This is a genomic window from Micromonospora sp. RTP1Z1, from assembly GCF_033804685.1.
Lineage (GTDB): Bacteria > Actinomycetota > Actinomycetes > Mycobacteriales > Micromonosporaceae > Micromonospora.
In genome coordinates, this window is record NZ_JAPFQV010000007.1 from 30784 (window position 1) to 53074 (window position 22291).

A 22291-nucleotide genomic window follows, 5' to 3' on the forward strand; every position below is an offset into this window, starting at 1 on the left:
GCCGTGTCGGGCGTGATGTGGCCGACCTGCGTGGACGCGTCAGGCTCGGTGGGCGGAGGGCCGCCGGTTAGAGTGACGGTCGTGACGACGCTGCCCGACCGCCGCCTAATGCTGGTCCACGCGCACCCCGACGACGAGTCCATCGGCACCGGCTCGACCATGGCGCACTACGCCGCGGCCGGCGCCCACGTCACCCTGGTGACCTGCACGCTGGGCGAGGAGGGCGAGATCCACGTGCCCGAGCTGGCCCAGCTCGCCGCGGCCGAGGCCGACCAGCTCGGCGGGTACCGGATCGGCGAGCTGGCCGCCGCGTGTGCGGCGCTCGGCGTCACCGACCACCGCTTCCTCGGCGGCGCCGGCCGCTACCGCGACTCCGGGATGATGGGGCTCGCCACCAACGAGCACCCCCGCGCCTTCTGGCAGGCCGACCTCGACGAGGCCGCCGGGCACCTGGTGGAGATCATGCGGGAGGTACGCCCGCAGGTCATGCTCACGTACGACCCCAACGGCTTCTACGGACATCCGGACCACATCCAGGCACACCGGGTCGCGATGCGGGCCGTCGAGCTGGCCGCCGCCGAGGGGATCGCCCCGGCCAAGGTCTACTGGACGGCCATGCCGCGCGCCGTGCTGGAGGCCGGCCTGAGCCACTTCGTGGAGTCCTCCGACAACCCCTTCGCCGGCATCGACAGCGCCGACGAGCTGCCCTTCGGCACCCCGGACGCGGAGATCGCCGCGCGGATCGACGCCACCGACCAGCACGCCGCCAAGGAGGCGGCGATGCGGGCGCACGCCACCCAGATCCCGGCCACCTCCTGGCTCTACTCCATCGCCAGCAACTTCGGGGCCGAGTTCATGGGGGTGGAGTACTTCACCCTCGCGGTCGGCGAGAAGGGGCCGGGCAGCGGCCCGTACGGCTGGGAGGACGACCTCTTCGCCGGTCTGGCGCTGGACAGGCCGGACCGGTCCCCGGTCGCGGCGGCCGGCCTCCGGTGACCTTGCCGGCCGCGCCGATGTCGGTCGTACCCGAGCAGGAGCCCGCCGCGCCGCCCGCGCGCCCCCAGCCGGCGCTCGACCTCGCGTTGCGGGTCGCCGGTGGCCTGATCGCCGTGCTGGCCGGGCTGCTCTCGGCGGTGCTGGAACTGCTGCTGGCCACCGTCCGGGTGGGCGGTCAGCTGGTCGGCGTGTCGGTGCTGGTGGCGATCGGCGCCGGTATCGCGCTGAGCTGGTTCGCCCACGAGACGGTCGGCACCCGGTGGGCGGTGGTGCTGCCGGCCCTGCCGTGGTTCGCGCTGATGGCGGTGGCCTCGGTCCGGACCACCGAGGGGGATCTCCTCGTCTCCGGCGACAACTGGGTCGGGCTGGTGATGATCGTCGCGGGGGCGATGACGTTCGCGGTGATGGGTTTCCGGCAGATCCTCGCGCCACCGTCCCGCCAACAAGGATGATGACGCCACACAGGTTGCGGTGGTACATATTCGTGCCAGAAGTCCCGCCGCCCTGGCGGGCGGTTCGGCGGGAGGTGTGCGATGAGGCAGCAGTGGCGTGCGGTCGGCGTGCTCGCGGTGACGTTGTTCGCGGTCAACGTGCTGGCCCGGCTGGTCATCAGGTTCGGCTTCGACAGCGACGACACCGCCGCCGACCGGGTATCCCTGGTGATGTTCGTGGTGATCGGGCTGATCCTCGCCGCGATGGCGTTCCGCTGGGGCCGCGACCATCCGGTCGCCCGCTGGGCCGGTGACCTCGCCGCCGCCGTGGCCGTGGCGTTGGCGCTGACCGTGTTCGTCGCCCCGTTGTTGGTCGGCGAGAACCCGTTCGGCGGTGGGGCGGGTCTCTTCTTCGCCCAGATCTGGCTCTACCTGGCCGCGGCGGGGGCCGGCGTACTGGTCGGCTACCTGATCCTCACGGCGCTCGGCCTGGACCACCGCTCGCAGCAGCTCAAGCGGTACGCCCAGCTCAAGGCCGCCAAGCCGCGCAAGGTCGTCCGCCGCTGACCGCGCTCGCCCCCGGCCAGCCGGTCGGGGCCCCGGTCAGTGCGGGGCGACCCGGGTCAGGTAGGTGTGGTGGGTGGTGAAGCCCAGCCCCCGGTAGAGGGCCACGGCCGGGGTGTTGCGCTGCTCAACCTGGAGGAAGGCGTGGCTGGCCCCCTCGGCCGCGCCCCAGTCGGCCAGAGACCGGATCACCCGGCCGGCCAGCCCCTGCCGACGCGCCTCGGGCAGCACCTCGATCAGGGCGAGGCCGAGCCAGCGCCCCTGCCCGGTGACCGTGCCCCGGCCGACGGCGACCAGCCTGCCGTCGGCGTACACCTGGGCGAAGCGGACCCGGTCCACGGCGGTGAGGACGTGCCGGGCGGCGGCCGGCAGGCCGCCCTTGCGGCCGGCGGCGACGGCCAGCCAGTCGTCCGACGGCGCGCCGGTCAGCTCGACCGGGGGTGGACCGGTGCGGGCGGTCGGGGCCGCCGGCAGCGCGGCGACCGCGACGGTCTGCACCAGCACCGGCGGCCGGGCGTCCCAGCCGCGCGCGTCCAGCGCCGCGCCGACCGGCGCGGCGAGCGGCAGCGGGGTGTTGACCATCGCCGGCTGGCCGTGGTCGGCGTACCAGCGCTCCACGGCGTCCAGAGCGGCCGGGAGCGGGCGGTCCGGGTCGCCGACCGGGAGCGCCGAGTTCGCCCGGCCGGTCCAGCCTGAGGCGCCGCGCAGCAGCCAGTCGCCGAGCCGGCCGCGTACCGGGGCGGGCCACGCCTCGTCGGCGGCCAGCTCCAGGGCGACCACCGCGGCGGCGGTCGGCCGGCGGGCCGGGGGCACCCGTTTCGCCCGATGCACCTCGGCGACCGGGACCCGCAGTCGGCCCTGGTTGGTCGCCAGCGTGATGTGGGTCTCGTTCAGCTCGACCAACTCGCCCAGAGCGTCGGAGAAGAGCGGCCGGCCTTCGCGAATCCCCACAATACGGCGCACCACGATCCGGTGTCCCACGTCCTGCTGTCTGAGCACAATTCACCCCCTCCCCGGCGAGATACTAGGCTCTTATCGTCGCGGGTGATCGCGGCGAGTCTGCGGAGGAGAAGACCGGTGACCTACATCATCGCCGAGCCGTGCGTCGATGTGCTCGACAAGGCCTGCATCGAGGAGTGCCCGGTCGACTGCATCTACGAGGGCAATCGGATGCTCTACATCCACCCCGACGAGTGCGTCGACTGTGGTGCCTGTGAGCCGGTCTGCCCGGTGGAGGCGATCTTCTACGAGGACGACGTCCCGGAGCAGTGGAAGGACTACACCGGGGCCAACTACGAGTTCTTCGAGGACCTGGGCTCGCCCGGTGGCGCCTCGAAGATCGGCAAGGTGGAGAAGGACGCGACCTTCGTCGCGGCCCAGCCGCCGCGCGAAGAGGGCCACTGAACCGGCCCGCGCCGGTCTCGTCCCGGCTGCCCGACTTCACCTGGGACGTCCTGAACGCCGCGGCCGCAGTGGCCGCGGCGCACCCCGACGGCCTGATCAACCTCTCTATGGGCACCCCGGTCGACCCGGTGCCCACGGTGATCCGGCAGGCGCTCGCCGACGCGTCGGACGCCCCGGGCTACCCGCTGACCGCGGGCACCCCCGCGCTGCGGGACGCCATCGCGGCGTGGGTCGCCCGGGCCTGTGGCGCCGGCGTCGACGGGCTCGGCGTGCTGCCGACGATCGGCTCCAAGGAGCTGGTCGCCTGGCTGCCCACGCTGCTCGGCGTCGGCCCCGGTGACGTGGTCGTGGTGCCGTCCGTCGCCTACCCGACGTACGAGGACGGGGCGCGGCTGGTCGGTGCCACCACCGTCCGTACCGACTCGCTGACCGCGGTCGGTCCCACCTCCCGGGTCCGCCTGGTCTGGGTCAACTCGCCCGGCAACCCGACCGGGCGGGTGCTGCCCGCCCGCCACCTGCGCAAGGTGGTCGACTGGGCCCGCGAGCGCGGCGCGGTGGTCGCCAGCGACGAGTGCTACCTGCCGCTGGGCTGGGACGCCGAGCCGGTCTCCGTGCTCTCGCCCGAGGTCTGCGGCGGGTCATACGACGGCGTGCTGGCGGTGCACTCGCTCTCCAAGCGTTCCAACCTGGCCGGGTACCGGGCCGGCTTCGTCGCCGGCGACCCGACGCTGGTGGCCGAGCTGCTCAAGATCCGTAAGCACGCCGGCATGATCGTGCCCGCCCCGGTGCAGGCCGCGATGGTGGCCGCGCTCGGCGACGAGGCGCACGCCGACGCGCAGCGGGAGCGCTACCGGGCCCGCCGGGAGCAGTTGTACGCCGCGTTCACCGACGCCGGCTTCACGGTCGAGCACTCCGAGGCCGGGCTCTATCTCTGGATGACCCGGGACGAGGACTGCTGGGAGACCGTCGACTGGCTGGCCCGCCGGGGCATCCTGGTCGCCGCCGGGATCTTCTACGGTCCGGCCGGCTCCCGACACGTACGGGCGGCGCTGACCGAGTCCGACGAGCACGTCGCGGCGGTCGCCGGCCGGTTGCGCGACTGACCTCGGGACTGCTGCGGCGATGACGGACGGGGCGACGGACCGGCCTGGCGAGCCGGCGGTGGGCGGCACCACGGGTCTCGGAACGCGGGGCGTGCGGGCCGCCGTCATCGGCACCGGGCTGATCGGCGGGTCGGTGCTGTTGCGGCTGCGTGACGCCGGACTCGACGTCGCCGGCTGGGACCCGGATCCGGCGACCCGGCAGCAGGCCCGGGCAGCGGGAATCAGCTCCCCGGAATCCCTCGACGAGGCGGTCGCCGACCGGGACGTCGTCTTTCTCTGCGGACCGCTGCCGACCCTGCCGGAGACGTTGCTGCGGGTTGCCGGCGTGACCGGTGATCGCTGCGTCCTCACCGACGTGGGCAGTACGAAGGCCGAGCTGGCCGCCTTCGCCGTGGCGCACGGCCTCGGCGGACGGTTCGTCCCGGGCCACCCGATGGCCGGCGGCGATCAGGCCGGTCTCACCGCGGCCGACCCCGGCCTCTTCGACGAAGCCGCCTGGGTCCTCTGCCCGGCCGGTGGCACCGGCCTGGCCGCGTTCCGCTGGCTCACCGAGCTGGTCATCGCGGTGTTCCGGGCCAGGGTGGTCCCGATGTCGCCGGTGGAGCACGACACGGTGGCGGCGCTCTCCTCCCATGTGCCGCACCTGCTCGCCCGGGCGCTCGCCGGTGCGGTGCAGCGCGCCGAGCTGCGCGACGCGGTGCTCGGGCTGGCCGCCGGCAGCTTCCGCGACGGTACGAGGGTGGCCGCGACGCCGTCCGATCGGACCGCGAACATGCTCCTCGGTAACCGCGAGCGGGTGCTGGCCGAGCTGGGGCGGGTCACCGGCTTCCTCGACGAGTTGGCCGGCGCGCTCCGGGCCGGTGACGCGGCGGCACTCGTCGCGGCGCACGAGGAGGCGCGGGCGGCCCGGCGTGCACTGCTCGGCCGGCCGTTCCATGCCCACCGGCGGGAGTTCCCGGTCGGCGGTGACCACGGCGAGGAACTGGCGTACCTGCTGGAGCTCGGGGCGGCCGGAGGGCACCTCACCGACTGCCGGGTCGAGGGCGGGCGGGTGTCGTACGCGGGGCGGCGTCCCGCCTGAGGACGCCCGCGCGGGCAGGTTGGCGCGCGGTTAGGGTGAGGGCATGGCGGACGCACCGGTCGTGGCGGTACGCGGCGAGGCGTACCGGGAGGTCGCTCCCGAGCTGGCCGAGTTCACGGTGACCGCGACCGCCCGGGACCGGGACCGGGAGACGACGCTGACCCGGCTGGCCGAGCGGGCCGCCGCGGTCCGGGTGCTGCTCGACTCGTCCGGCCCGGCCATCGAGCGGCGGGAGACGGGTCAGCTGCGGGTCTGGCCGGAGACGAAGCGCTCGGGTGAGCGGGTGGTGGCGTACCACGGCAGTGTCGGCACCACCGTCACCGTCACCGACTTCACCGCACTGGGCGAGCTGATGCTGCGCCTGGCCGACCAGGACCAGGTCGAGGTGGCCGGCCCGTGGTGGTCGCTGCGGCCGGACAGCCCCGCGTACCGGGAGGCCCGGCACGCCGCGATCGCCGACGCGCTGGCCCGGGCCCGGGAGTACGCGGAGGCGCTCGGCGCCCGGGTGACCGCCCTGCTGGAGCTGGCCGACACCGGCACGGGCGCCCAGCCGATGATGGCCGGCGCCGCGTTCGGCAAGGGCGCCGGCGGGCCGGCCGGTGCCGCGCCCGAACTGCAGCTCGACCCGCGCCCGCAGACCGTGCAGGCCGCGGTCGAGGCGCGGTTCACCATCAGCGAGCCGGTGCTCGGCTGATGCCTCCGGCGCGGGTCCTCCCCTTCGACGACCTGGCCGCCCGGGCGCGGGCTCTCGCCGGCGACGGCCCGCGGCAGCTGCTCGGCATCGCCGGCGCGCCCGGGGCGGGCAAGTCCACGCTCGCCGAGCGGCTCGTCGCGGCGGTCGGGCCGGCCGCCCGGCTGGTGCCGATGGATGGCTTCCACCTCGCCCAGTCCGAGCTGGTCCGGCTCGGTCGGCAGGAGCGCAAGGGCGCCCCGGACACCTTCGACGTCAACGGTTTCGTCTCGGTGCTGCGCCGCCTGCGGCGGCTGGAACCGACCTCGGTCTGGGCGCCGGCGTTCCGCCGGGATCTGGAGGAGCCGGTCGCCGGGGCGATCGAGGTACCGCCCGAGGTCCGGCTGGTGGTGACCGAGGGGAACTACCTCCTGCTGCGGGACGAGCCGTGGGAGGAGGTCCGGACCCTGCTGCACCAGATCTGGTTCCTCGATCTCGACGCCGAGCTGCGGCTGCGCCGGCTCACCGCCCGGCACGAGGCGTACGGGAAGTCGGCGGCGCAGGCGCGGGCCTGGGCGCTCGGCAGCGACGAGGCCAACGCGTCCGTGGTGTCCGGCACCGCAGGCCGGGCCGACCTGGTGGTACGCCTGGTCGAGCCCCCGCCGGGGTGACGGCACCGCGCGGCGGAGCAGCCAGGCCACCCGGGTCCGTTCACTATTCCAGGGTGCGTACCACCCGGGCGGGGTTACCGAGCGCGACGACGTTGGCGGGCAGGTCCCTCGTCACGACGGCGCCCGCACCGACCACCGTGTTGTCGCCGATGGTGACCCCGGCGAGCACGATGACCCCGCCGCCGAGCCACGCGTTGTCCCCGATGGTGATCGGCTTGGCCGCCTCCCACTTGGCTTGGCGCGGCTCCGCCTCGACCGGGTGGGTGGCGGTGAGGAGCTGGACGTTCGGTCCGATCTGGACGTCGGCGCCGATGGTGATCCGGGCGACGTCGAGGAAGACCGCGTTGAAGTTGACGAAGCTGCGCGGGCCGATGTGGGTCTGCCAGCCGTAGTCGCAGTGGAAGGGTGGCCGCACCCAGGTGCCCTCGCCGAGCGAGCCGAGCAGTTCCCGCAGCGCCGCGAGACCGCCCTCCGGGTCCTCGGCGGAGCTGGCGTTGAAGCATTCGGTCAGCCGCGCGGCGCGGTCCAGGTCGGCGATGATCTCGGGGTCGTCGGCGATGTACGCCTCGCCGGCGAGCATGCGTTCCCTCATGGAGCTCACCGGGTGATCATCCCTGGACGCCTCGCTGTTTTGTGCCCTGACGGTCATCTTGGTGACTTCACTTTGCATACCTGGTATGCAATTCTGACGGTTCTCGTCGATGTGGCTCTCATCGATGAAGACGCTTCCCGAGGAGGAACCGTTGCAGCACCGAAGAAGAAAACTGGCCGGACTCGGCCTCACGCTCGGACTTGTGCTGGCCGCGCCGGTACCGGCCACCGCCGTCCCGCTGCCCGCACCGTCGGCTCCGGCCCCCGGCCACGGGTCCGCGGCCACCGGGCGACCGGCCACCGTCACCCTGCTCACCGGTGATCGGATCACCGTCACCGCCGCCGGTCAGGCCGCCGTACGCCCCGGCGCCGGCCGCTCCCACCTCAACTTCCTGGTCCGCCGCGACCGCGGCCACCTGAGCGTGGTGCCGCAGGACGCGCTGCCGCTGATCCGGGCCGGCCGGATCGACCGGCGGCTCTTCGACGTCACCGAACTCGTCTCCGCCGGCTACGACGACGCCCACCGGGACACCCTGCCGCTGCTGGTGTCGTACCGGCCGGGGGTGGCCCGGCGGACGACGGCCCCGCTCGCCGGCGCGCGGGTGACCCGCGACCTGCCGGCGATCGGCGGCGCGGCGCTGGTGGCGACGAAGGCCGACGCCGGCGCGGTCTGGGGTGCGCTGACCATCGGCCGGGCCGGTGCCCGGGTCGACACGGCGGGGGGTGTCGACCGGATCTGGCTCGACGGCAGGCGGCGGGTCACCCTCGACCACAGCGTCCCGCAGATCGGCGCGCCCGCCGCGTACGCGGCCGGCTTCACCGGCAAGGGCGTCACCGTCGCGGTGCTGGACACCGGCGTCGACGTCACCCACCCGGACCTGGCCGGCCGGGTCGCCGAGTCGCGCAACTTCAGCGAGGCGCCGGACGCCGACGACACGGTCGGCCACGGCACCCACGTCGCCTCGATCATCGGCGGCAGCGGCGCGGCCTCCGGTGGGAAGTACCGGGGCGTCGCCCCCGACGCCACCCTGCTCTCCGGCAAGGTCTGCGAGACCGAGGGCTGCACCGACTCGGCGATCCTGGCCGGCATGGAGTGGGCCGCCGCCGAGAAGCACGCCACCGTGGTCAACATGAGCCTCAGCGGGTGGGACACCCCGGACGTCGACCCGCTGGAGCAGGCCGTGCAGACGCTGACCGCACAGACCGGCACGCTGTTCGTCACCGCGGCCGGCAACGACGGCTCGGACGGCTCGGTCGGCTCCCCGGCCACCGCCGACGCCGCGCTGGCCGTCGGCGCCGTGGACCGCGACGACGAGCTGGCATTCTTCTCCAGCCGTGGCCCGCGGGTCGGCGACGACGGCCTGAAGCCCGACATCACCGCCCCCGGCGTGGAGATCGTCGCCGCCCGGGCCGCGCACGGCTTCATCGGCGACCCGGTGGGGGAGAAGTACGTGACCCTCTCCGGCACCTCGATGGCCACCCCGCACGTGGTCGGCTCGGCGGCGCTGCTCGCCCAGCAGCACCCCGGCTGGACCGGCGGGCAGCTCAAGGCGACGCTGATGGCCTCGGCGAAGCCGCACCCCGACCAGACCGCCTACCAGCAGGGCGCGGGGCGGGTCGACGTGGCGCACGCGATCACCGAGCAGATCACCAGCGACCCGGTCAGCGTCTCGTTCGGCCGGACGGCCTGGCCGCACGGCGACGACCAGCCGATCACCCGGACGCTGAGCTACCGCAACGCCGGCACCGCTCCGCTCACCCTGGAGCTGAGCACCGAGGTCACCGGACCGGACGGGCGTTCCGCGCCGGCCGGCATGTTCCGGCTCGGCGCGTCCCGGCTGACCGTGCCGGCCGGTGGCCAGGCCCAGGTCACCGTCACCGCGGACACCCGGCTCGGCGGCCTGGACGGCTACTGGACCGGCCGGGTGGTCGCCCGCTCCGGCGCCGCGGTCGCGGTCACCCCGCTGGCGGTGAACCGGGAGGTGGAGAGCTACACCGTGACGGTCACCCACAAGGACCGGGCCGGCAGGGCAGCCGCCGACTACTTCACCAGCCTGCTCGGGCTGGACGGCTTCGTCGTCCAGGACGTCTACGACCCGGACGGGGTGGCGAAGGTCCGCGTCCCCAAGGGCCGGTACGGCCTGAGCAGCCTGATCTTCGAGTCTGACGCGCAGGGCGAGCCGGCGGGTCTCTCCTCGCTGAGCCAGCCGGAGCTGGTGGTGGACCGGGACCTGCGGCTCACCCTCGACGCCCGGACGGCGAAGCCGATCCGTACCACCGTCCCGCAGCGGGGCGCCGCGCCCGCGCTGATCGACCTCTCCGGCACCTGGTTCGGCACCGACGTCATCTACGGCTTCGGCCTGTGGACGTTCGACTTCGCCGGGCTCACCAGCGGGCAGCTCGGCCGGGCGGTGTCGGCGAAGAAGTTCGTCGGCTCGCTGAGCAGCCAGTGGGCCGACCTGGAAGCGCCCAGCAGCCCCTACCTGTACGCGCTGAGCGAGGTCTTCCCCGGCCGCTTCCCGACCGGCTATGTCAAGCACTACCAGCGGCGTGACCTGGCCACCGTGGTGCACCGGTTCCGCGGCGGCTACCCGGGCCTGGCGGCCGAGCGGGCGGTTTTCCCGGAGTCGGACTACAACATCGGCGGCTCGGCGCTCATCCTGCCCACCACCGTCCCCGGTCCGCGGGTCGAGCACTACAACGCGCCCGCCGGGATGCGCTGGAGCAGCGAACTCTTGTTCGGGGAACGAACCGAGGAGGGGTGGCTGAACCCGAAGGTCGGGCTGGAGTCCGTGCCGACCCGGTACCAGGCCGGCCGCACGGTCCGGGAGGACTGGAATTCGGCGCCGTACGGCCCGTCCTTCCCGCAGCCGCGCTGGCCGGAGCAGGGCATCACCCGCAACGGCAACACCGTCGTGGTCAGCCTGCCGGTGCACAGTGACGCCGCCGGGCATCCCGGCGGGTCACTCAACGACACCGAGCGGACCGCGCTCTACCGCAACGGCAAGCTGGTCGGAGAGAGCCCGTACGCCGGGTACGGCGAGTTCGAAGTGCCGCCCGGCCTGGCGACCTACCGGGTGGAGACCTCCGCCACCCGCGGCTTCACCGACCTCAGCACCGTGGTCACGGCCGCGTGGACGTTCAAGTCGAAGCATGTCTCCGGTGCGGACTGGGCGCGGCTGCCGGCGATGGCGGTGCGCTTCACGCCGCCGGTGCGGGACGACAACACCGCCCCGGCCGGCCGGGCGTTCACCATCCCGGTGACCGTCGAGCGCCAGCCCGGCGCGCCGGCCGCGAAGGTCGCCGCGCTGACCGTCGAGGTTTCGTACGACGGCGGGAAGACCTGGCGCAAGGCGGCCCTGCACCGCACGGGGACGGGCTGGACGGCCACCGTCCGGCACCCGGCCGGCCCCGGGTACGTCTCGCTGAGGACCACCGCCCGGGACACCGCCGGCAACACGGTGTCCGAACGGATCATCCAGGCGTACCGCCTGCGGTGACTCCGGCGCCCGGGTCCGCGGTCTCCCCGCCGCGGGCCCGGGCGGTGGCCGTGACCGGGGCCGGGGTGGTCGCCCCGGCCCCGGTCCGGTCAGTCGTTGGCGTGCAGGGCGGCGTTCAGCTCGATGCCCCGGCCGCTGCGCTGCTTCGCCTCCAGCGCCCCGGTGACCGAGTTGCGCCAGAAGAGCAGGCCGTCCACGCCGGAGAGATCGCGAGCCTTGACCAACCGGCCGTCCGGCAGGGTGATCTTCGACGCGGCCGTGATGTAGCAGCCCGCCTCCACCACGCAGTCGTCGCCGAGGGAGATCCCGACGCCGGCGTTCGCACCGATCAGGCTCCGCTCGCCGATGCGTACCTTCTCGGTGCCGCCGCCGGAGAGGGTGCCCATGATCGAGGCGCCGCCGCCGATGTCCGAACCGTCGCCGACCAGCACGCCCTGCACGATCCGCCCCTCCACCATCGAGGTGCCCAGCGTGCCGGCGTTGAAGTTGACGAAGCCCTCGTGCATCACCGTGGTGCCGGCGGCCAGGTGGGCGCCGAGCCGCACCCTGTCCGCGTCGGCGATCCGCACGCCGGCGGGCACCACGTAGTCGGTCATCCGCGGGAACTTGTCCACCCCGTACACGGCCAGGTGGCGGCCGGCGGCCCGCTCGATCACGCGCAGCTCGTCCACCCGCTCCGGCGGGCACGGCCCGGCCGAGGTCCAGGCCACGTTGGCCAGCTTGCCGAAGATGCCGTCGAGGTTCAGCTCGTTGGGTCGCACCAGGCGGTGGGAGAGCAGGTGCAGGCGGAGGTACGCGTCGGCGGCGTCCTTGATCGGGTCGTCCAGCGAACCGATCACGGTGACCACCTGGACGGTACGCAGGCCGGGCAGCGCCCGCTCGCCGACCGCGCCCGGTGGCAGGTCCAGCACGTCGGCCTGGTCCTCCCCGGGGACCAGCGGCAGCTCGCCGAGGCCCAGCTTGCCGGTCGGATACCAGGTGTCGAGCATCTGGTCGTCAGCGGTCACGGTGGCGAGGCCGATGCCCCAGGCAGACTGTGCGTTGGTCACGATTTTGACGGTACCGTGCCCAGCATGGAGAACCCGTTGACCCCCGAGGTCTTGGCTGATCCGGTGGCGCTCACCCGCGCCCTGGTCGACATAGAGTCCGTCTCCCTCCACGAGAAGGCGATCGCCGACTGCGTCGAGGAGGTGCTGCGGAGAGTGCCGCACCTGACCACCTTCCGGCACGGCAACACGGTGATGGCGCGCACCGACCTGGGCCGGACGCAGCGGGTGGTGCTCGCCGGCCACCTGGACACCGTCCCGCTGAACGACAACTTCCCGTCCACCATGCGCGGCGACCTGATGTACGGCTGCGGCACCTCCGACATGAAGTCCGGGGTCGCGTTCGCGCTGCACCTCGCGGTGACCCTGCCGGACCCGCGCTACGACGTGACGTACTTCTTCTACGAGGCCGAGGAGATCGAGTCCAAGTACAACGGGCTCACCCTGGTCGCCGAGGCGCACCCGGAGTGGCTCCAGGCCGACTTCGCGGTGCTGCTCGAGCCGACGTACGGGATCGTCGAGGCCGGCTGCCAGGGCACCATGCGGGCGATCGTCACCACGCACGGCGAGCGGGCCCACGCGGCCCGGTCCTGGCACGGGGTGAACGCCATCCACGGCACGGGGGAGGTGCTGAACCGGCTGCGGGCGTACGAGGCGCGGCGGGTCACCATCGACGGCTGCGACTACCGCGAGGGCCTGAACGCGGTCCGGATCACCGGCGGGGTGGCCGGCAACGTCATCCCGGACCGGTGCGAGATCGAGATCAACTACCGGTACGCCCCGGACCGTGACCCGGCCGCCGCCGAGGCGCACCTGCGGGAGGTCTTCGCCGGCTTCGACCTCGAGGTGACGGACGCGGCGGCGGGCGCGGCCCCCGGCCTGGACGCGCCGCCGGCGCAGGAGTTCCTGGCCGCGGTGGGCGCGGCCCCGATCGGCAAGCTCGGCTGGACGGACGTCGCCCGGTTCGCGGCGATGGGCATCCCGGCGCTGAACTTCGGCCCCGGCGACCCCAACCTGGCTCACCACAAGGACGAGCACGTCGAACTGGCGAAGATCCGGGACGGCGCGGCCACCCTGCACCGCTGGCTGGCCCCGGCCTGACCGCCGCTGAGAACGACCAAGAGGTTTGCGTCACCGGATCCCGGGTGACGCAAACCTCTTGGTCGACGTGTGGCCGACCGGTCAGGCGGTCGGGGTGAGGGACTGATCCGTAATGGGGCGGGACTCGGTCCGGTCACCGGTGCGGTCGTGGGCTTCCAACTGGCGGGCGCGGCGACGCTCGGCCACCACGTCCCGGATCCGCCGCTGCATCTGTCGCCGAATCCGGATCATCTCGTTGTTGCTGATCACGCTTGCTCCTCCCCCGAAGGCGCGCGCCGGGGCATACCCGGTATGTGAATAGTAAGACGTATGAGCGACCGAATTAGTTGCCCAAGATCGCGAACTATTTCCCCGGCTCGCCGGCCCGCACACCCGGCCGCCCCGGCTCCACTACGGTGGCTCCCATGAGCCAGAGCAACGGGCGGCAGCAGCCCGGCCCGGACCGGGGACGGGAACGGCACCGGGGCGCCGTCACGCTCCGCCGCGGCGCCATCCCGACCAGCACCGCCGACCAGCGGCTGCTCGACTCCCGGGGGCGCGGCGACTGGAAGACCAAGGACGCCTGGCGGGCGCTGCGCATCCTGTCGGAGTTCGTCGAGGGCTTCGACACCCTCGCCGACCTGCCGCCCGCGGTCAGCGTCTTCGGCTCGGCCCGCAGCATGCCGGAGAGCCCGGAGTGCCGGCTGGCCGAGGAGCTGGGCGGCGCCCTGGCCCGGGCCGGGTACGCGGTGATCACCGGCGGCGGCCCGGGCGTGATGGAGGCGGCCAACCGGGGGGCCAGCGAGGCGGGCGGCCTCTCCGTCGGGCTCGGCATCGAGCTCCCGTTCGAGCAGGGGCTCAACGACTGGGTCGACCTCGCCATCGACTTCCGCTACTTCTTCGCCCGCAAGACCATGTTCGTCAAGTACGCCCAGGCGTTCGTCGTGCTGCCCGGCGGCTTCGGCACCATGGACGAGCTGTTCGAGTCGCTCACGCTGGTGCAGACCGGCAAGGTCACCCGCTTCCCGGTGGTGCTGATGGGCGTGGACTACTGGCGCGGGCTGCTCGACTGGCTGCGCGACAGCATGGCCGCCGAGGGCAAGATCGGCCCGTCCGACCTGGAGCTGATCTGCCTCACCGACGACGTCGACGCGGCGGTCCGGCACATCGTGGAGGCCGAGGCGGTGCTCTCCGCCGAGCAGGAGGCGGTCCGCGAGGAGGCGGTCGCCCGTAAGGAGGCCGACCAGCGGGCCGCCGCCGACCAGGGCGGGAAGGGCTGACCGGGTGGCCGCGATCTGCGTGTTCTGCGCGTCCTCCCGTACCCTCGACCGGCGCTGGCTGGACCTGGCGGCCGAGACCGGCGCGGAGCTGGCCCGACGGGGACACACCGTGGTCAGCGGCGGTGGCTGCGTCGGGATGATGGGTGCGCTGGCGGACGGGGCGCGGGCCGCCGGCGGTCCCACGCTCGGCGTCATCCCGCAGGCCCTGGTCGACCTGGAGGTCGCCGACCTGGCCTCCGACGAGCTGCTGGTGACCGACGGCATGGCCAGCCGCAAGACGCTGATGATCGACAAGTCGGACGCCTTCATCACCCTGCCGGGCGGTCTCGGCACCCTGGACGAGCTGTTCGAGGTCTGGACCACCGCCACGCTCGCCATGCACGCCAAGCCGATGGTGCTGGTCGACGCCGACGGCTTCTACCGCCCCCTGATCGACTGGCTGCACACCCTGGCCGACCGGAACTTCCTCAAGCCCGCCGGCTTGAACCTGCTCACCGTGGTCCCCACCGTCCCCGAAGCCCTGGACGCCCTTGACCACCACCTCACCTGACGGCAACGTGAGCTGGGGCGCGCGGGTGAGGCGGTGGCGCGGCAGGTGTCGTACCGGCGTGGTGGGATGAGCTGATGCAGGCGTACCGGCTGGTGCGTCGGCCTGCCGAGGCGGTCCGGGGGGACGGCCGCTCCGGCGAGGCGACGCGGGGGGACGGTCGGTCCGAAGGGACGACCGCGGCGGCTCGCCGGCCCGAGGGGTCGGCGGGCGATGGCGCGTACCCCGCGCTCCGGCTGGCCGATCCCGTGCAGGCCGAGGTGGTGGCGCACACCGACGGGCCGATGCTCGTCGTCGGCGGTCCGGGCACCGGCAAGACCAGCACCCTGGTCGAGGCGGTCGCCGCCCGGGTGGCCGAGGGCGCCGACCCGGAGCGCGTCCTCGTGCTCACCTTCGGCCGGCGGGGCGCCACCGACCTGCGCCACCGGATCGAGGCGCGAATCGCCAGGAACGGGCACCGGGTGGTCCGCGAGCCGCTGGTGCGGACCTTCCCGGCGTACGCCTTCGGCCTGCTCCGCCGGGCCGCCGCCGAGCGGGGCGAGCCGTCGCCCCGACTACTCACCGGTCCCGAGCAGGATCTGATCATCCGCGAGCTGCTGGACGTGGTCGGCGAGGAGCCGGAGGACGACCCGGTCGGCTGGCCGGAGGACCTGCGCCCCGCCCTGCGGACCCGGGCGTTCGCCGCCCAGCTCCGCGACCTGCTGATGCGCGCCGTCGAGCGTGGCGTCGGCCCGGTCGAGCTGGCCCGGCTGGGGGAGAAGCTGGGCCGCGCCGACTGGCCGGCGGCCGCGCGCTTCCTCCGGGAGTACGTCGCCGTCCTCGCCCTGCGCGACGTCAGCAACCGCGGCTCGGTCGCGTACGACCCGGCCGAGCTGGTCCGGGCCGCCACCGGGATGCTGCTCGACGACCCGGAGCTGCTGGCGGTCGAGCGCCGCCGGCTCGCCCACGTCTACGTCGACGAGCTGGCCGACAGCGATCCCGCCCAGCTCGACCTGCTCGCGGTGATCGCCGGCGGCGGCACGTCCCTGGTCGCGTTCGCCGACCCGGATTCGTCCACGTACGCCTTCCGCGGCGCCGACCCGGCCGGCGTGACCACCTTCCCGCACCGGTTCCGCACCGCCTCAGGTGCCCCGGCCGCCCAGGTCGTGCTGACCACCTCCTACCGGGCCGGCCCGGGGCTCCTCGCGGCGACCACCCGGCTGGCCCGCCGGCTGCGCGGCCCGGCGGCGCACCGGAAGCTCCGGCCGCTGCCCGACGCCGCGCCCGGCTCGATCGAGGTCCGCACGTTCCGCTCGGCCACCAGCGAGTCGGCCTGGCTGGCCCACGCCCTCCGCGAGGCCCACCTCCTCGACGGGGTGCCCTGGTCCCGGATGGCGGTGCTGGTCCGGTCGACCGGCCGGCAGTTGCCGTCGCTGCGCCGCGCCCTGCACACCGCCGGCGTGCCGACCGTCGTGCACGGCGAGGATCTGCCGCTGCACCTGCAGCCCGGGGTGGCGCCACTGCTGCTCCTGCTCCGGTGCGCGCTGGAACCCGACCGGCTGGACGAGGAGGCCTCGGTCGCCCTGCTGCACTCGCCGCTCGGCGGCGCCGACCCGCTCGCCGAGCGGCGGCTCCGCCAGGGGCTGCGCGCGCTCGCGCTGGCCGGCGGCGACCGACGCCCCTCCGGCGAGCTGATCGTGGAGGCGCTGCGCGACCCGGCCGAGCTGGCCGCGATCGACCGGCGCTGGGCGGTGCCCGCACAGGCGGTCGCGGCCCTGCTGGCGACCGTCCGGCAGACCGCGGCGGCCCCCGGCGCCACCGCGGAGGACGTGCTCTGGGCGGCCTGGCGGGACAGCGGCCTGGCCGAACGCTGGGCCGGGGCGATCACCCGGGGCCGTGAGGCGACCGGGGAGCACGAGACCGCCCAGCGCTGGCGGGCCGAGGCGGCCGACCGGGACCTGGACGCCGTGCTGGTGCTCTTCGACGCGGCGGCCCGGTTCACCGACCGGCTGCCCGGCGCGCGCGCCGAGGTCTTCCTCGACCACGTGCTCGGGCAGGAGCTGCCGGCCGACACCCTGGCCGCCAGCGCCGACCGCGGCGAGGCGGTCCGGCTGCTGACCGCGCACGCCGCCAAGGGCCTGGAATGGGATCTGGTCGCGGTCGCCGGCGTGCAGGAGGGCGTCTGGCCGGACCTGCGGCTGCGCGGCAGCCTGCTCGGCTCCGAGCGGCTGGTGGACGTGCTGGCCGGCCGGGCGGACGGCGCCGGGGCCCGGGCCAGCCTGGTCGGGCAGACCTCGGCGCTGCTGGACGAGGAGCGCCGCCTCTTCCACGTCGCGGTCAGCCGAGCCCGGCACCGGCTGCTGGTCACCGCGGTCGCCTCGGCCGCGGTCGGCGGCGACGACCACGAGGAACAGCCCAGCCGGTTCCTGTACGAGCTGGGCACCACCGAGGCCCGCGCGATCGGCGGCGGACCGACGTCCGGTCCGACGGCGGGCGGGTCCGGGGCCGGCGGACCGAGCGACGTCACCGCGGCCGACGGCGGCGGTTCGGCACCGGATCGTCCTGCCGGCCTGCCGGGCGACGGCGCGGCGCTGGCCGCCGACCGCGGTCCGGCCGGCGCACCCGTCGAGCGGCTGAGGACGCCGGAACAGCCGGGCGACGGTGCCGCGCTGACCGTCGACGGTGACCCGGCCGCCGAGTCACCCGGTGCGCTGCCCCTCACGCTCCCGCCGCGCGGGCTCACCCTGTCGGCGCTGGTGGCGGAGCTGCGTACCGCGGTCACCGATCCGGCGGCGCCGCCCGCCCGGCGGCGCGCGGCGGCGGCCGAGCTGGCCCGGCTGGCCGCCACCGGGGTCCCCGGCGCCCACCCGGACGACTGGTGGGGGCTGCGCGGCCTCTCCGACGACCGGCCGCTGGTGGAGGACGGTGAGCCGGTCCGGGTCACCCCGTCGGCGATGGAGAGCGCGCTGCGGTGCAGCCTGCGCTGGCTGCTGGAACGGCACGGCGGCAGCGGCCCGGCCAGCGCCGCGCAGGGGGTCGGCAACCTGGTGCACGCCGCCGCGATGCTTGCCGAGGACGCCAGCGTCGACCGGACCACCCTGCTGGAGTACGTGGCCGCCCGCTTCGACGCGATCGAGCTGGCCGCCCGCTGGATGGTCGGCCCGGAACGGGACCGCGCCGAGGCGATGGTGGACAAGCTGCTCCGCTGGCTCGCCGGCAACCCCCGCCGGCTGCTCGCCATCGAGCACGAGTTCGCGGTCCGCCTCGACGACCCGCAGCGGCCGGTCGAGCTGACCGGCCGGGTGGACCGGCTGGAGGTCGACGCCGACGGCCGGCTCGTGGTGATCGACCTCAAGACCGGCAAGTCCACCGCGGTCACCGAGCGGGAGGTCGCCGAGCACCCGCAGCTCGGGGCGTACCAGGCGGCGGTGGAGGCGGGAGCGTTCGCCGAGTTCGGCGAGGAGTCCGGCGGTGCCGCGCTGGTGCAGCTCGGCACCGGGACGAAGGACGCCAGGGAGCAGACCCAGGCCGCCGCCGGGGAGGGCCCGGAGGCCGGCTGGGCGACCGCGCTGGTCCGGCGTACCGCCGATACGATGGCCGCCGCCACCTTCGCCGCGGTCGCCAACTCGAAGTGCCGGGTCTGCCCGGTGCGCACGAGCTGCCCGGTGTCCGGGCAGGGTCGCCAGGTCGTCGAACCGCCGACCGTCCGTCCGCCGGAGAATCCGTGAGCGCGAGGAGTGAGCTTCCGAGGCCCGCAGTCGCGAACCAAGGCGGAAACGTGACCCAGCCCGCGCTCTTCAGCACCGCCGCGACCCCGGCGCCCCGCACCGCCGACTCCGGCCCCCGCTACACCCCGGTCGAGCTGGCGAAGCTGCTCCGGCTGCCGGCGCCCACCCGGGAGCAGGCGGCGATCATCGCCGCCCCGGTGGAGCCGCTGCTGGTGGTCGCGGGCGCCGGCTCCGGCAAGACCGAGACGATGGCCGCCCGGGTGGTCTGGCTGGTCGCCAACTCGTACGTCCGGCCGGAGCAGATCCTCGGCCTGACCTTCACCCGCAAGGCCGCCGGCGAGCTGGCACACCGGGTGCGTACCCGGCTCGACCAGCTCGTCCGCCGGCTGGGCCGGCAGGCTCGCGACCCGCACGACGACCCTTTGGCCGGTGAGCCGACCGTCTCCACCTACCACTCTTACGCCGGCCGGATCGTCACCGAGCACGGGCTGCGCGCCGGCTACGAGCCCACCACCCGACTGCTCACCGAGGCGTCCCGCTGGCAGCTCGTGGACCTGCTGGTCCGCAACTACGACGGCGACATGTCCGACGTGGACCGGATGCCCAGCACCATCACCGACGCGGTGCTCGCGCTCGCCGGCGAGCTGGACGAGCACCTGGTCGACCCGGACGAGCTGGCCGCCTGGACCGGCCGGTTCTTCGCCGACGTGCAGTCCCACCCCGGCCGGGTCTACGCCGACGTGCGGAAGGCCCTCGCCGTCCAGCAGACCCGGCTGCGGCTGCTGCCGCTGGTGCGGGCGTACGCCCGGCGCAAGGACGACTTCGAGGCCATGGACTTCGCCGACCAGCTCGCCCGGGCCGCCCGGGTGGCCCGGGACCACCCCGGCGTCGGGGTGATCGAGCGGGATCGCTTCCGGGTGGTGCTGCTGGACGAATACCAGGACACCAGCCACGCCCAGGTGGTGCTGCTCAACGCGCTCTTCGGCGGCGGCCACCCGGTCACGGCCGTCGGCGACCCCTGCCAGTCCATCTACGGCTGGCGCGGCGCGAGCGCCGGCACCCTGGACCGCTTCCCCGGCGAGTTCGCCCGCACCGACGGCACCCCGGCCGACGTGCTGGGCCTCACCACGAGCTGGCGCAACCGTCCGGAGATCCTCGGCGTGGCGAACGCCCTGGCCACTCCGTTGCGCGCCGCCGGCGCGCAGGTGCCGGAGCTGCGCGCCGCGCTCAGCGTCAAGGAGCCGATCCCGCACCGCAGCCCCCGCGGCCACGCCGCCGGCACCGTGCACTGCGCGCTGCTCCACACGTACGCCGACGAGGCCGAGTGGATCGCCGACAGCGTCCTCGCCGCCTGGCGCGGGGCGGCCCGGACGCCGGGGGCGCTGCCCGAGCACATCCCGGTGCCGCAGCGCCCCACCACCGCGGTGCTGGTCCGGCTGCGCAGCCAGATCCCCGCCATCGAGTCCGCGCTGCGTGCCCGGGGGCTGCCGGTCGAGGTGGTCGGCCTGGGCGGCCTGCTGGACACCCCCGAGGTCCGCGACGTGGTCTGCACGCTGCGGGTGCTCGCCGATCCGACCGACGGGGCGGCCCTGCTGCGGCTGCTCACCGGGGCGCGCTGGCGGATCGGGCCGCGCGATCTGGTGGCGCTGCACCGGCGGGCCCGGTCGATCGCCCGGTCCCGGCGCGAACGGACCGGCGACGACGGGCCGGAGATCGCCGTGGACGTGCTCGACGAGGCCACGCTGGTGGAGGCGCTGGCCGACCTGGGGCCCGCGCAGGCGTACTCGGCGGAGGGGTACGCGCGGCTGCGCGCGTACGGGATGGAACTGGCCCTGCTGCGTTACCGGCTCGACCAGACGCTGCCGGAGCTGATCGCGGACATCGAGCGGACCATCGGCCTGGACGTGGAGGTGGCGGTCCGGGCCGGTCGGGACGGCGCCGGCGACGCCGGCCTGGCCCGCGGCCACCTCGACGCTCTGGGCGACGTCGCCGCCCGGTTCAGCGGGGAGACGCCCGGCGCGACCCTCGCCGGCTTCCTGTCCTTCCTCGCCGCCGCGGAGGACGAGGAGCGCGGGCTCGCCCCCGGCGAGGTCGAGGTGGTGGAGGGCGCGGTGCTGATGCTCACCGCGCACGCCGCCAAGGGCCTCGTGTGGGACGTGGTCGCGGTCGCCGGGCTGACCCGGGGCGTGTGGCCGGGGCCGGTCCGCAACTCCGACCACTGGCTGGGCGGCCTGGGCGTGTTGCCCTTCCCGCTCCGGGGCGACGCCGACGGCCTGCCCGAGCTGGGTCTGGCCGGCGTCGAGGACCAGCGCGGGGTGGCCCGGGCGGTGGAGGACTTCACCGACGCCTGGCGGGCGCACGACGAGCGGGAGGAGCGCCGGCTGGCGTACGTGGCGGTGACCCGGCCCCGGCGGCTGCTGCTCTGCTCCGGGTACTGGTGGGGGGAGGGGACGAAGCGGTTCCGCGGGCCCGCGCTCCTCCTGCGCGAGGTGCACGACGCCTGCCTGGACGGCGGGGCCGGGCACCTCGTCGACGAGTGGGCGCCGGAACCGCCCGGCGACGCGGTCAACCCGACCACCGAGGTGGTGCTCCGCGCCGAGTGGCCCGCCGACCCGCTCGGCGCCCGCCGGCCGGCGCTCGCCGAGGCCGCAGCCCTGGTCCGCAGATTCCTCGCCGACCCCGAGGCGGCCCGCCGTGAGCCGGCGGACCCGGAGGCGGTGTGCCGTGAGGCGACGGACCCGGCGGGGGCCGGTGCGGGCCGGGACGGTGTCGCCGGCCCGGCCGGTGACGGCGCGGACGACCCGGAGGTGGCGCGGTGGCGGCGGGAGGCGGACCTGCTCCTCGCGGAGCGGGCCGAGCTGCTGCGGCGGGCCGAGGCCGTCGAGGTGGAGCTGCCCGAGCACCTTTCGGTGACCCAGCTCGTGGCGCTGCGCCGCGATCCGCAGGGCCTCGCGCGCGCCCTGCGCCGCCCGATGCCCACCGAACCCAACCCGTACGCCCGCCGGGGCACCGCCTTCCACACCTGGCTGGAGCAGCGCTTCGGCGCCGACCGGCTGCTGGACGTGGACGAGCTGCCCGGCGCCGCGGACGACGACGCGGCCCCGGACGAGGCGCTCACCGAGCTGCAGGAGCGGTTCCTGGCCAGCGAGTGGGCCGACCGGGTCCCGGTGGAGGTGGAGGTGCCGTTCGCCACGGTGATCGCCGGGGTGGTGGTGCGTGGGCGGATGGACGCCGTCTTCGTCCGGCCCGGCGGCCGGTTCGACGTGGTCGACTGGAAGACGGGCCGGCAGCCGACCGGGCGCGAGGCGGAGGTCGCCGCCGTGCAGCTCGCCGTCTACCGGTTGGCCTGGGCCGAGCTGGCCGGCGTGCCGGTCGAGCGGGTCGGCGCCGCGTTCCACTACGTGCGGGACGGCGCCACCGTCCGGCCGGCCGACCTCCTGGACGCCGACGGGTTGACCGCGCTGATCGCCCGGGTACCGGAAATTTCGGCGAACGCCCCCACGTTGCACAATCTGTGGTAGGTTAGGCGCGTTGCAGTTTTGGTTACCAGAGACTTCGTGTGCGCCTGGCGGATTGTGGCCCCAGGCGCTCTTTGTTGTGTCCGGAGCTCTCCGGGCGGG

General features: G+C 74.7%; 18 protein-coding genes. 14 read left to right on the forward strand and 4 right to left on the reverse strand.

What is annotated here, in order from left to right; genetic code table 11:
• Positions 1 to 72 precede the first annotated feature (72 nt).
• The 3 genes from mshB (at position 73) to SLP03_RS05615 (ending at position 1994) form a co-directional block, all read left to right on the forward strand.
• Positions 73 to 996 (forward strand): N-acetyl-1-D-myo-inositol-2-amino-2-deoxy-alpha-D-glucopyranoside deacetylase, encoded by a 924-nt coding sequence (gene mshB / locus SLP03_RS05605; RefSeq protein ID WP_319459438.1) that lies wholly within the window; start codon positions 73 to 75, stop codon positions 994 to 996.
• Positions 997 to 1013: 17 nt separating this feature from the next.
• The gene (locus SLP03_RS05610; RefSeq protein WP_319459439.1) at positions 1014 to 1448 is read left to right on the forward strand and encodes a hypothetical protein; all 435 of its coding nucleotides are present in this window, start codon (positions 1014 to 1016) and stop codon (positions 1446 to 1448) included.
• Between the two features lie 81 nt (positions 1449 to 1529).
• Positions 1530 to 1994, forward strand: a complete 465-nt coding sequence (locus tag SLP03_RS05615) for a hypothetical protein (RefSeq protein ID WP_319459440.1) — start codon at positions 1530 to 1532, stop codon at positions 1992 to 1994.
• Between the two features lie 36 nt (positions 1995 to 2030).
• Here the strand turns inward: SLP03_RS05615 and SLP03_RS05620 are convergent, their stop codons facing one another.
• The gene (locus tag SLP03_RS05620) at positions 2031 to 2990 is read right to left on the reverse strand and encodes a GNAT family N-acetyltransferase (RefSeq protein WP_319459441.1); all 960 of its coding nucleotides are present in this window, start codon (positions 2988 to 2990) and stop codon (positions 2031 to 2033) included.
• Positions 2991 to 3068: 78 nt separating this feature from the next.
• Between SLP03_RS05620 and fdxA the strand changes: the two genes are divergently transcribed.
• The 5 genes from fdxA to SLP03_RS05645 are packed head-to-tail and all read left to right on the forward strand — an operon-like array spanning position 3069 to position 6920.
• Positions 3069 to 3395, forward strand: a complete 327-nt coding sequence (gene fdxA, locus SLP03_RS05625) for a ferredoxin (protein ID WP_157745852.1) — start codon at positions 3069 to 3071, stop codon at positions 3393 to 3395.
• Positions 3392 to 4498 carry a succinyldiaminopimelate transaminase gene (gene dapC / locus SLP03_RS05630; RefSeq protein ID WP_319459538.1) on the forward strand — a complete coding sequence of 369 codons (1107 nt, stop codon included), beginning with the start codon at positions 3392 to 3394 and terminating at the stop codon, positions 4496 to 4498. Before fdxA ends, dapC begins: the two co-directional genes overlap by 4 nt.
• Before the next feature lie 19 nt (positions 4499 to 4517).
• Positions 4518 to 5579, forward strand: coding sequence for a prephenate dehydrogenase (locus tag SLP03_RS05635; RefSeq protein ID WP_413644427.1), 1062 nt, complete (start codon positions 4518 to 4520; stop codon positions 5577 to 5579).
• A gap of 43 nt (positions 5580 to 5622) precedes the next feature.
• A complete protein-coding gene (locus SLP03_RS05640) occupies positions 5623 to 6273 on the forward strand; it encodes an SIMPL domain-containing protein (RefSeq protein WP_319459443.1) in 651 nt (216 codons plus the stop codon).
• Positions 6273 to 6920, forward strand: a complete 648-nt coding sequence (locus SLP03_RS05645; RefSeq protein WP_319459444.1) for a nucleoside/nucleotide kinase family protein — start codon at positions 6273 to 6275, stop codon at positions 6918 to 6920. Before SLP03_RS05640 ends, SLP03_RS05645 begins: the two co-directional genes overlap by 1 nt.
• Before the next feature lie 43 nt (positions 6921 to 6963).
• Here the strand turns inward: SLP03_RS05645 and SLP03_RS05650 are convergent, their stop codons facing one another.
• Positions 6964 to 7521, reverse strand: a complete 558-nt coding sequence (locus SLP03_RS05650; RefSeq protein WP_319459445.1) for a sugar O-acetyltransferase — start codon at positions 7519 to 7521, stop codon at positions 6964 to 6966.
• A 115-nt stretch (positions 7522 to 7636) separates the two neighbouring features.
• Between SLP03_RS05650 and SLP03_RS05655 the strand changes: the two genes are divergently transcribed.
• Entirely contained in the window at positions 7637 to 11011 is a 3375-nt protein-coding gene (locus SLP03_RS05655) for a S8 family serine peptidase (RefSeq protein ID WP_319459446.1), read from the forward strand.
• Between the two features lie 89 nt (positions 11012 to 11100).
• On the opposite strand, the gene dapD is transcribed toward SLP03_RS05655, so the two are convergent.
• A complete protein-coding gene (dapD, locus tag SLP03_RS05660; RefSeq protein WP_319459447.1) occupies positions 11101 to 12060 on the reverse strand; it encodes a 2,3,4,5-tetrahydropyridine-2,6-dicarboxylate N-succinyltransferase in 960 nt (319 codons plus the stop codon).
• A gap of 24 nt (positions 12061 to 12084) precedes the next feature.
• On the opposite strand from dapD, the gene dapE reads away from it, so the two are divergent.
• Complete coding sequence (gene dapE / locus SLP03_RS05665; RefSeq protein WP_319459448.1) at positions 12085 to 13158, forward strand: succinyl-diaminopimelate desuccinylase; 1074 nt, start codon at positions 12085 to 12087, stop codon at positions 13156 to 13158.
• 81 nt (positions 13159 to 13239) lie between these two features.
• Here dapE and SLP03_RS05670 read toward each other — a convergent pair whose 3' ends face one another.
• A complete protein-coding gene (locus SLP03_RS05670; protein ID WP_319459449.1) occupies positions 13240 to 13407 on the reverse strand; it encodes a hypothetical protein in 168 nt (55 codons plus the stop codon).
• 155 nt (positions 13408 to 13562) lie between these two features.
• Here SLP03_RS05670 and SLP03_RS05675 point away from each other — a divergent pair, with 155 nt between their 5' ends.
• The 4 genes from SLP03_RS05675 (at position 13563) to SLP03_RS05690 (ending at position 22192) form a co-directional block, all read left to right on the forward strand.
• A complete protein-coding gene (locus SLP03_RS05675; protein ID WP_319459450.1) occupies positions 13563 to 14417 on the forward strand; it encodes a TIGR00730 family Rossman fold protein in 855 nt (284 codons plus the stop codon).
• A gap of 4 nt (positions 14418 to 14421) precedes the next feature.
• A complete protein-coding gene (locus SLP03_RS05680; protein ID WP_319459451.1) occupies positions 14422 to 14967 on the forward strand; it encodes a TIGR00730 family Rossman fold protein in 546 nt (181 codons plus the stop codon).
• Positions 14968 to 15041: 74 nt separating this feature from the next.
• Complete coding sequence (locus SLP03_RS05685; protein WP_319459452.1) at positions 15042 to 18671, forward strand: ATP-dependent DNA helicase; 3630 nt, start codon at positions 15042 to 15044, stop codon at positions 18669 to 18671.
• Positions 18672 to 18721: 50 nt separating this feature from the next.
• Complete coding sequence (locus SLP03_RS05690; protein ID WP_319459453.1) at positions 18722 to 22192, forward strand: ATP-dependent DNA helicase; 3471 nt, start codon at positions 18722 to 18724, stop codon at positions 22190 to 22192.
• Positions 22193 to 22291: the final 99 nt, after the last annotated feature.

Coding starts and splice junctions, on each gene's coding strand:
- SLP03_RS05675 (WP_319459450.1), top strand. CDS start 13,563: ATGAGCCAGAGCAACGGGCGGCAGCAGCCCGGCCCGGACCGGGGACGG.
- SLP03_RS05635 (WP_413644427.1), top strand. CDS start 4,518: ATGACGGACGGGGCGACGGACCGGCCTGGCGAGCCGGCGGTGGGCGGC.
- SLP03_RS05615 (WP_319459440.1), top strand. CDS start 1,530: ATGAGGCAGCAGTGGCGTGCGGTCGGCGTGCTCGCGGTGACGTTGTTC.
- SLP03_RS05610 (WP_319459439.1), top strand. CDS start 1,014: ATGTCGGTCGTACCCGAGCAGGAGCCCGCCGCGCCGCCCGCGCGCCCC.
- SLP03_RS05685 (WP_319459452.1), top strand. CDS start 15,042: ATGCAGGCGTACCGGCTGGTGCGTCGGCCTGCCGAGGCGGTCCGGGGG.
- dapE (WP_319459448.1), top strand. CDS start 12,085: ATGGAGAACCCGTTGACCCCCGAGGTCTTGGCTGATCCGGTGGCGCTC.
- SLP03_RS05640 (WP_319459443.1), top strand. CDS start 5,623: ATGGCGGACGCACCGGTCGTGGCGGTACGCGGCGAGGCGTACCGGGAG.
- SLP03_RS05645 (WP_319459444.1), top strand. CDS start 6,273: ATGCCTCCGGCGCGGGTCCTCCCCTTCGACGACCTGGCCGCCCGGGCG.
- SLP03_RS05655 (WP_319459446.1), top strand. CDS start 7,637: ATGAAGACGCTTCCCGAGGAGGAACCGTTGCAGCACCGAAGAAGAAAA.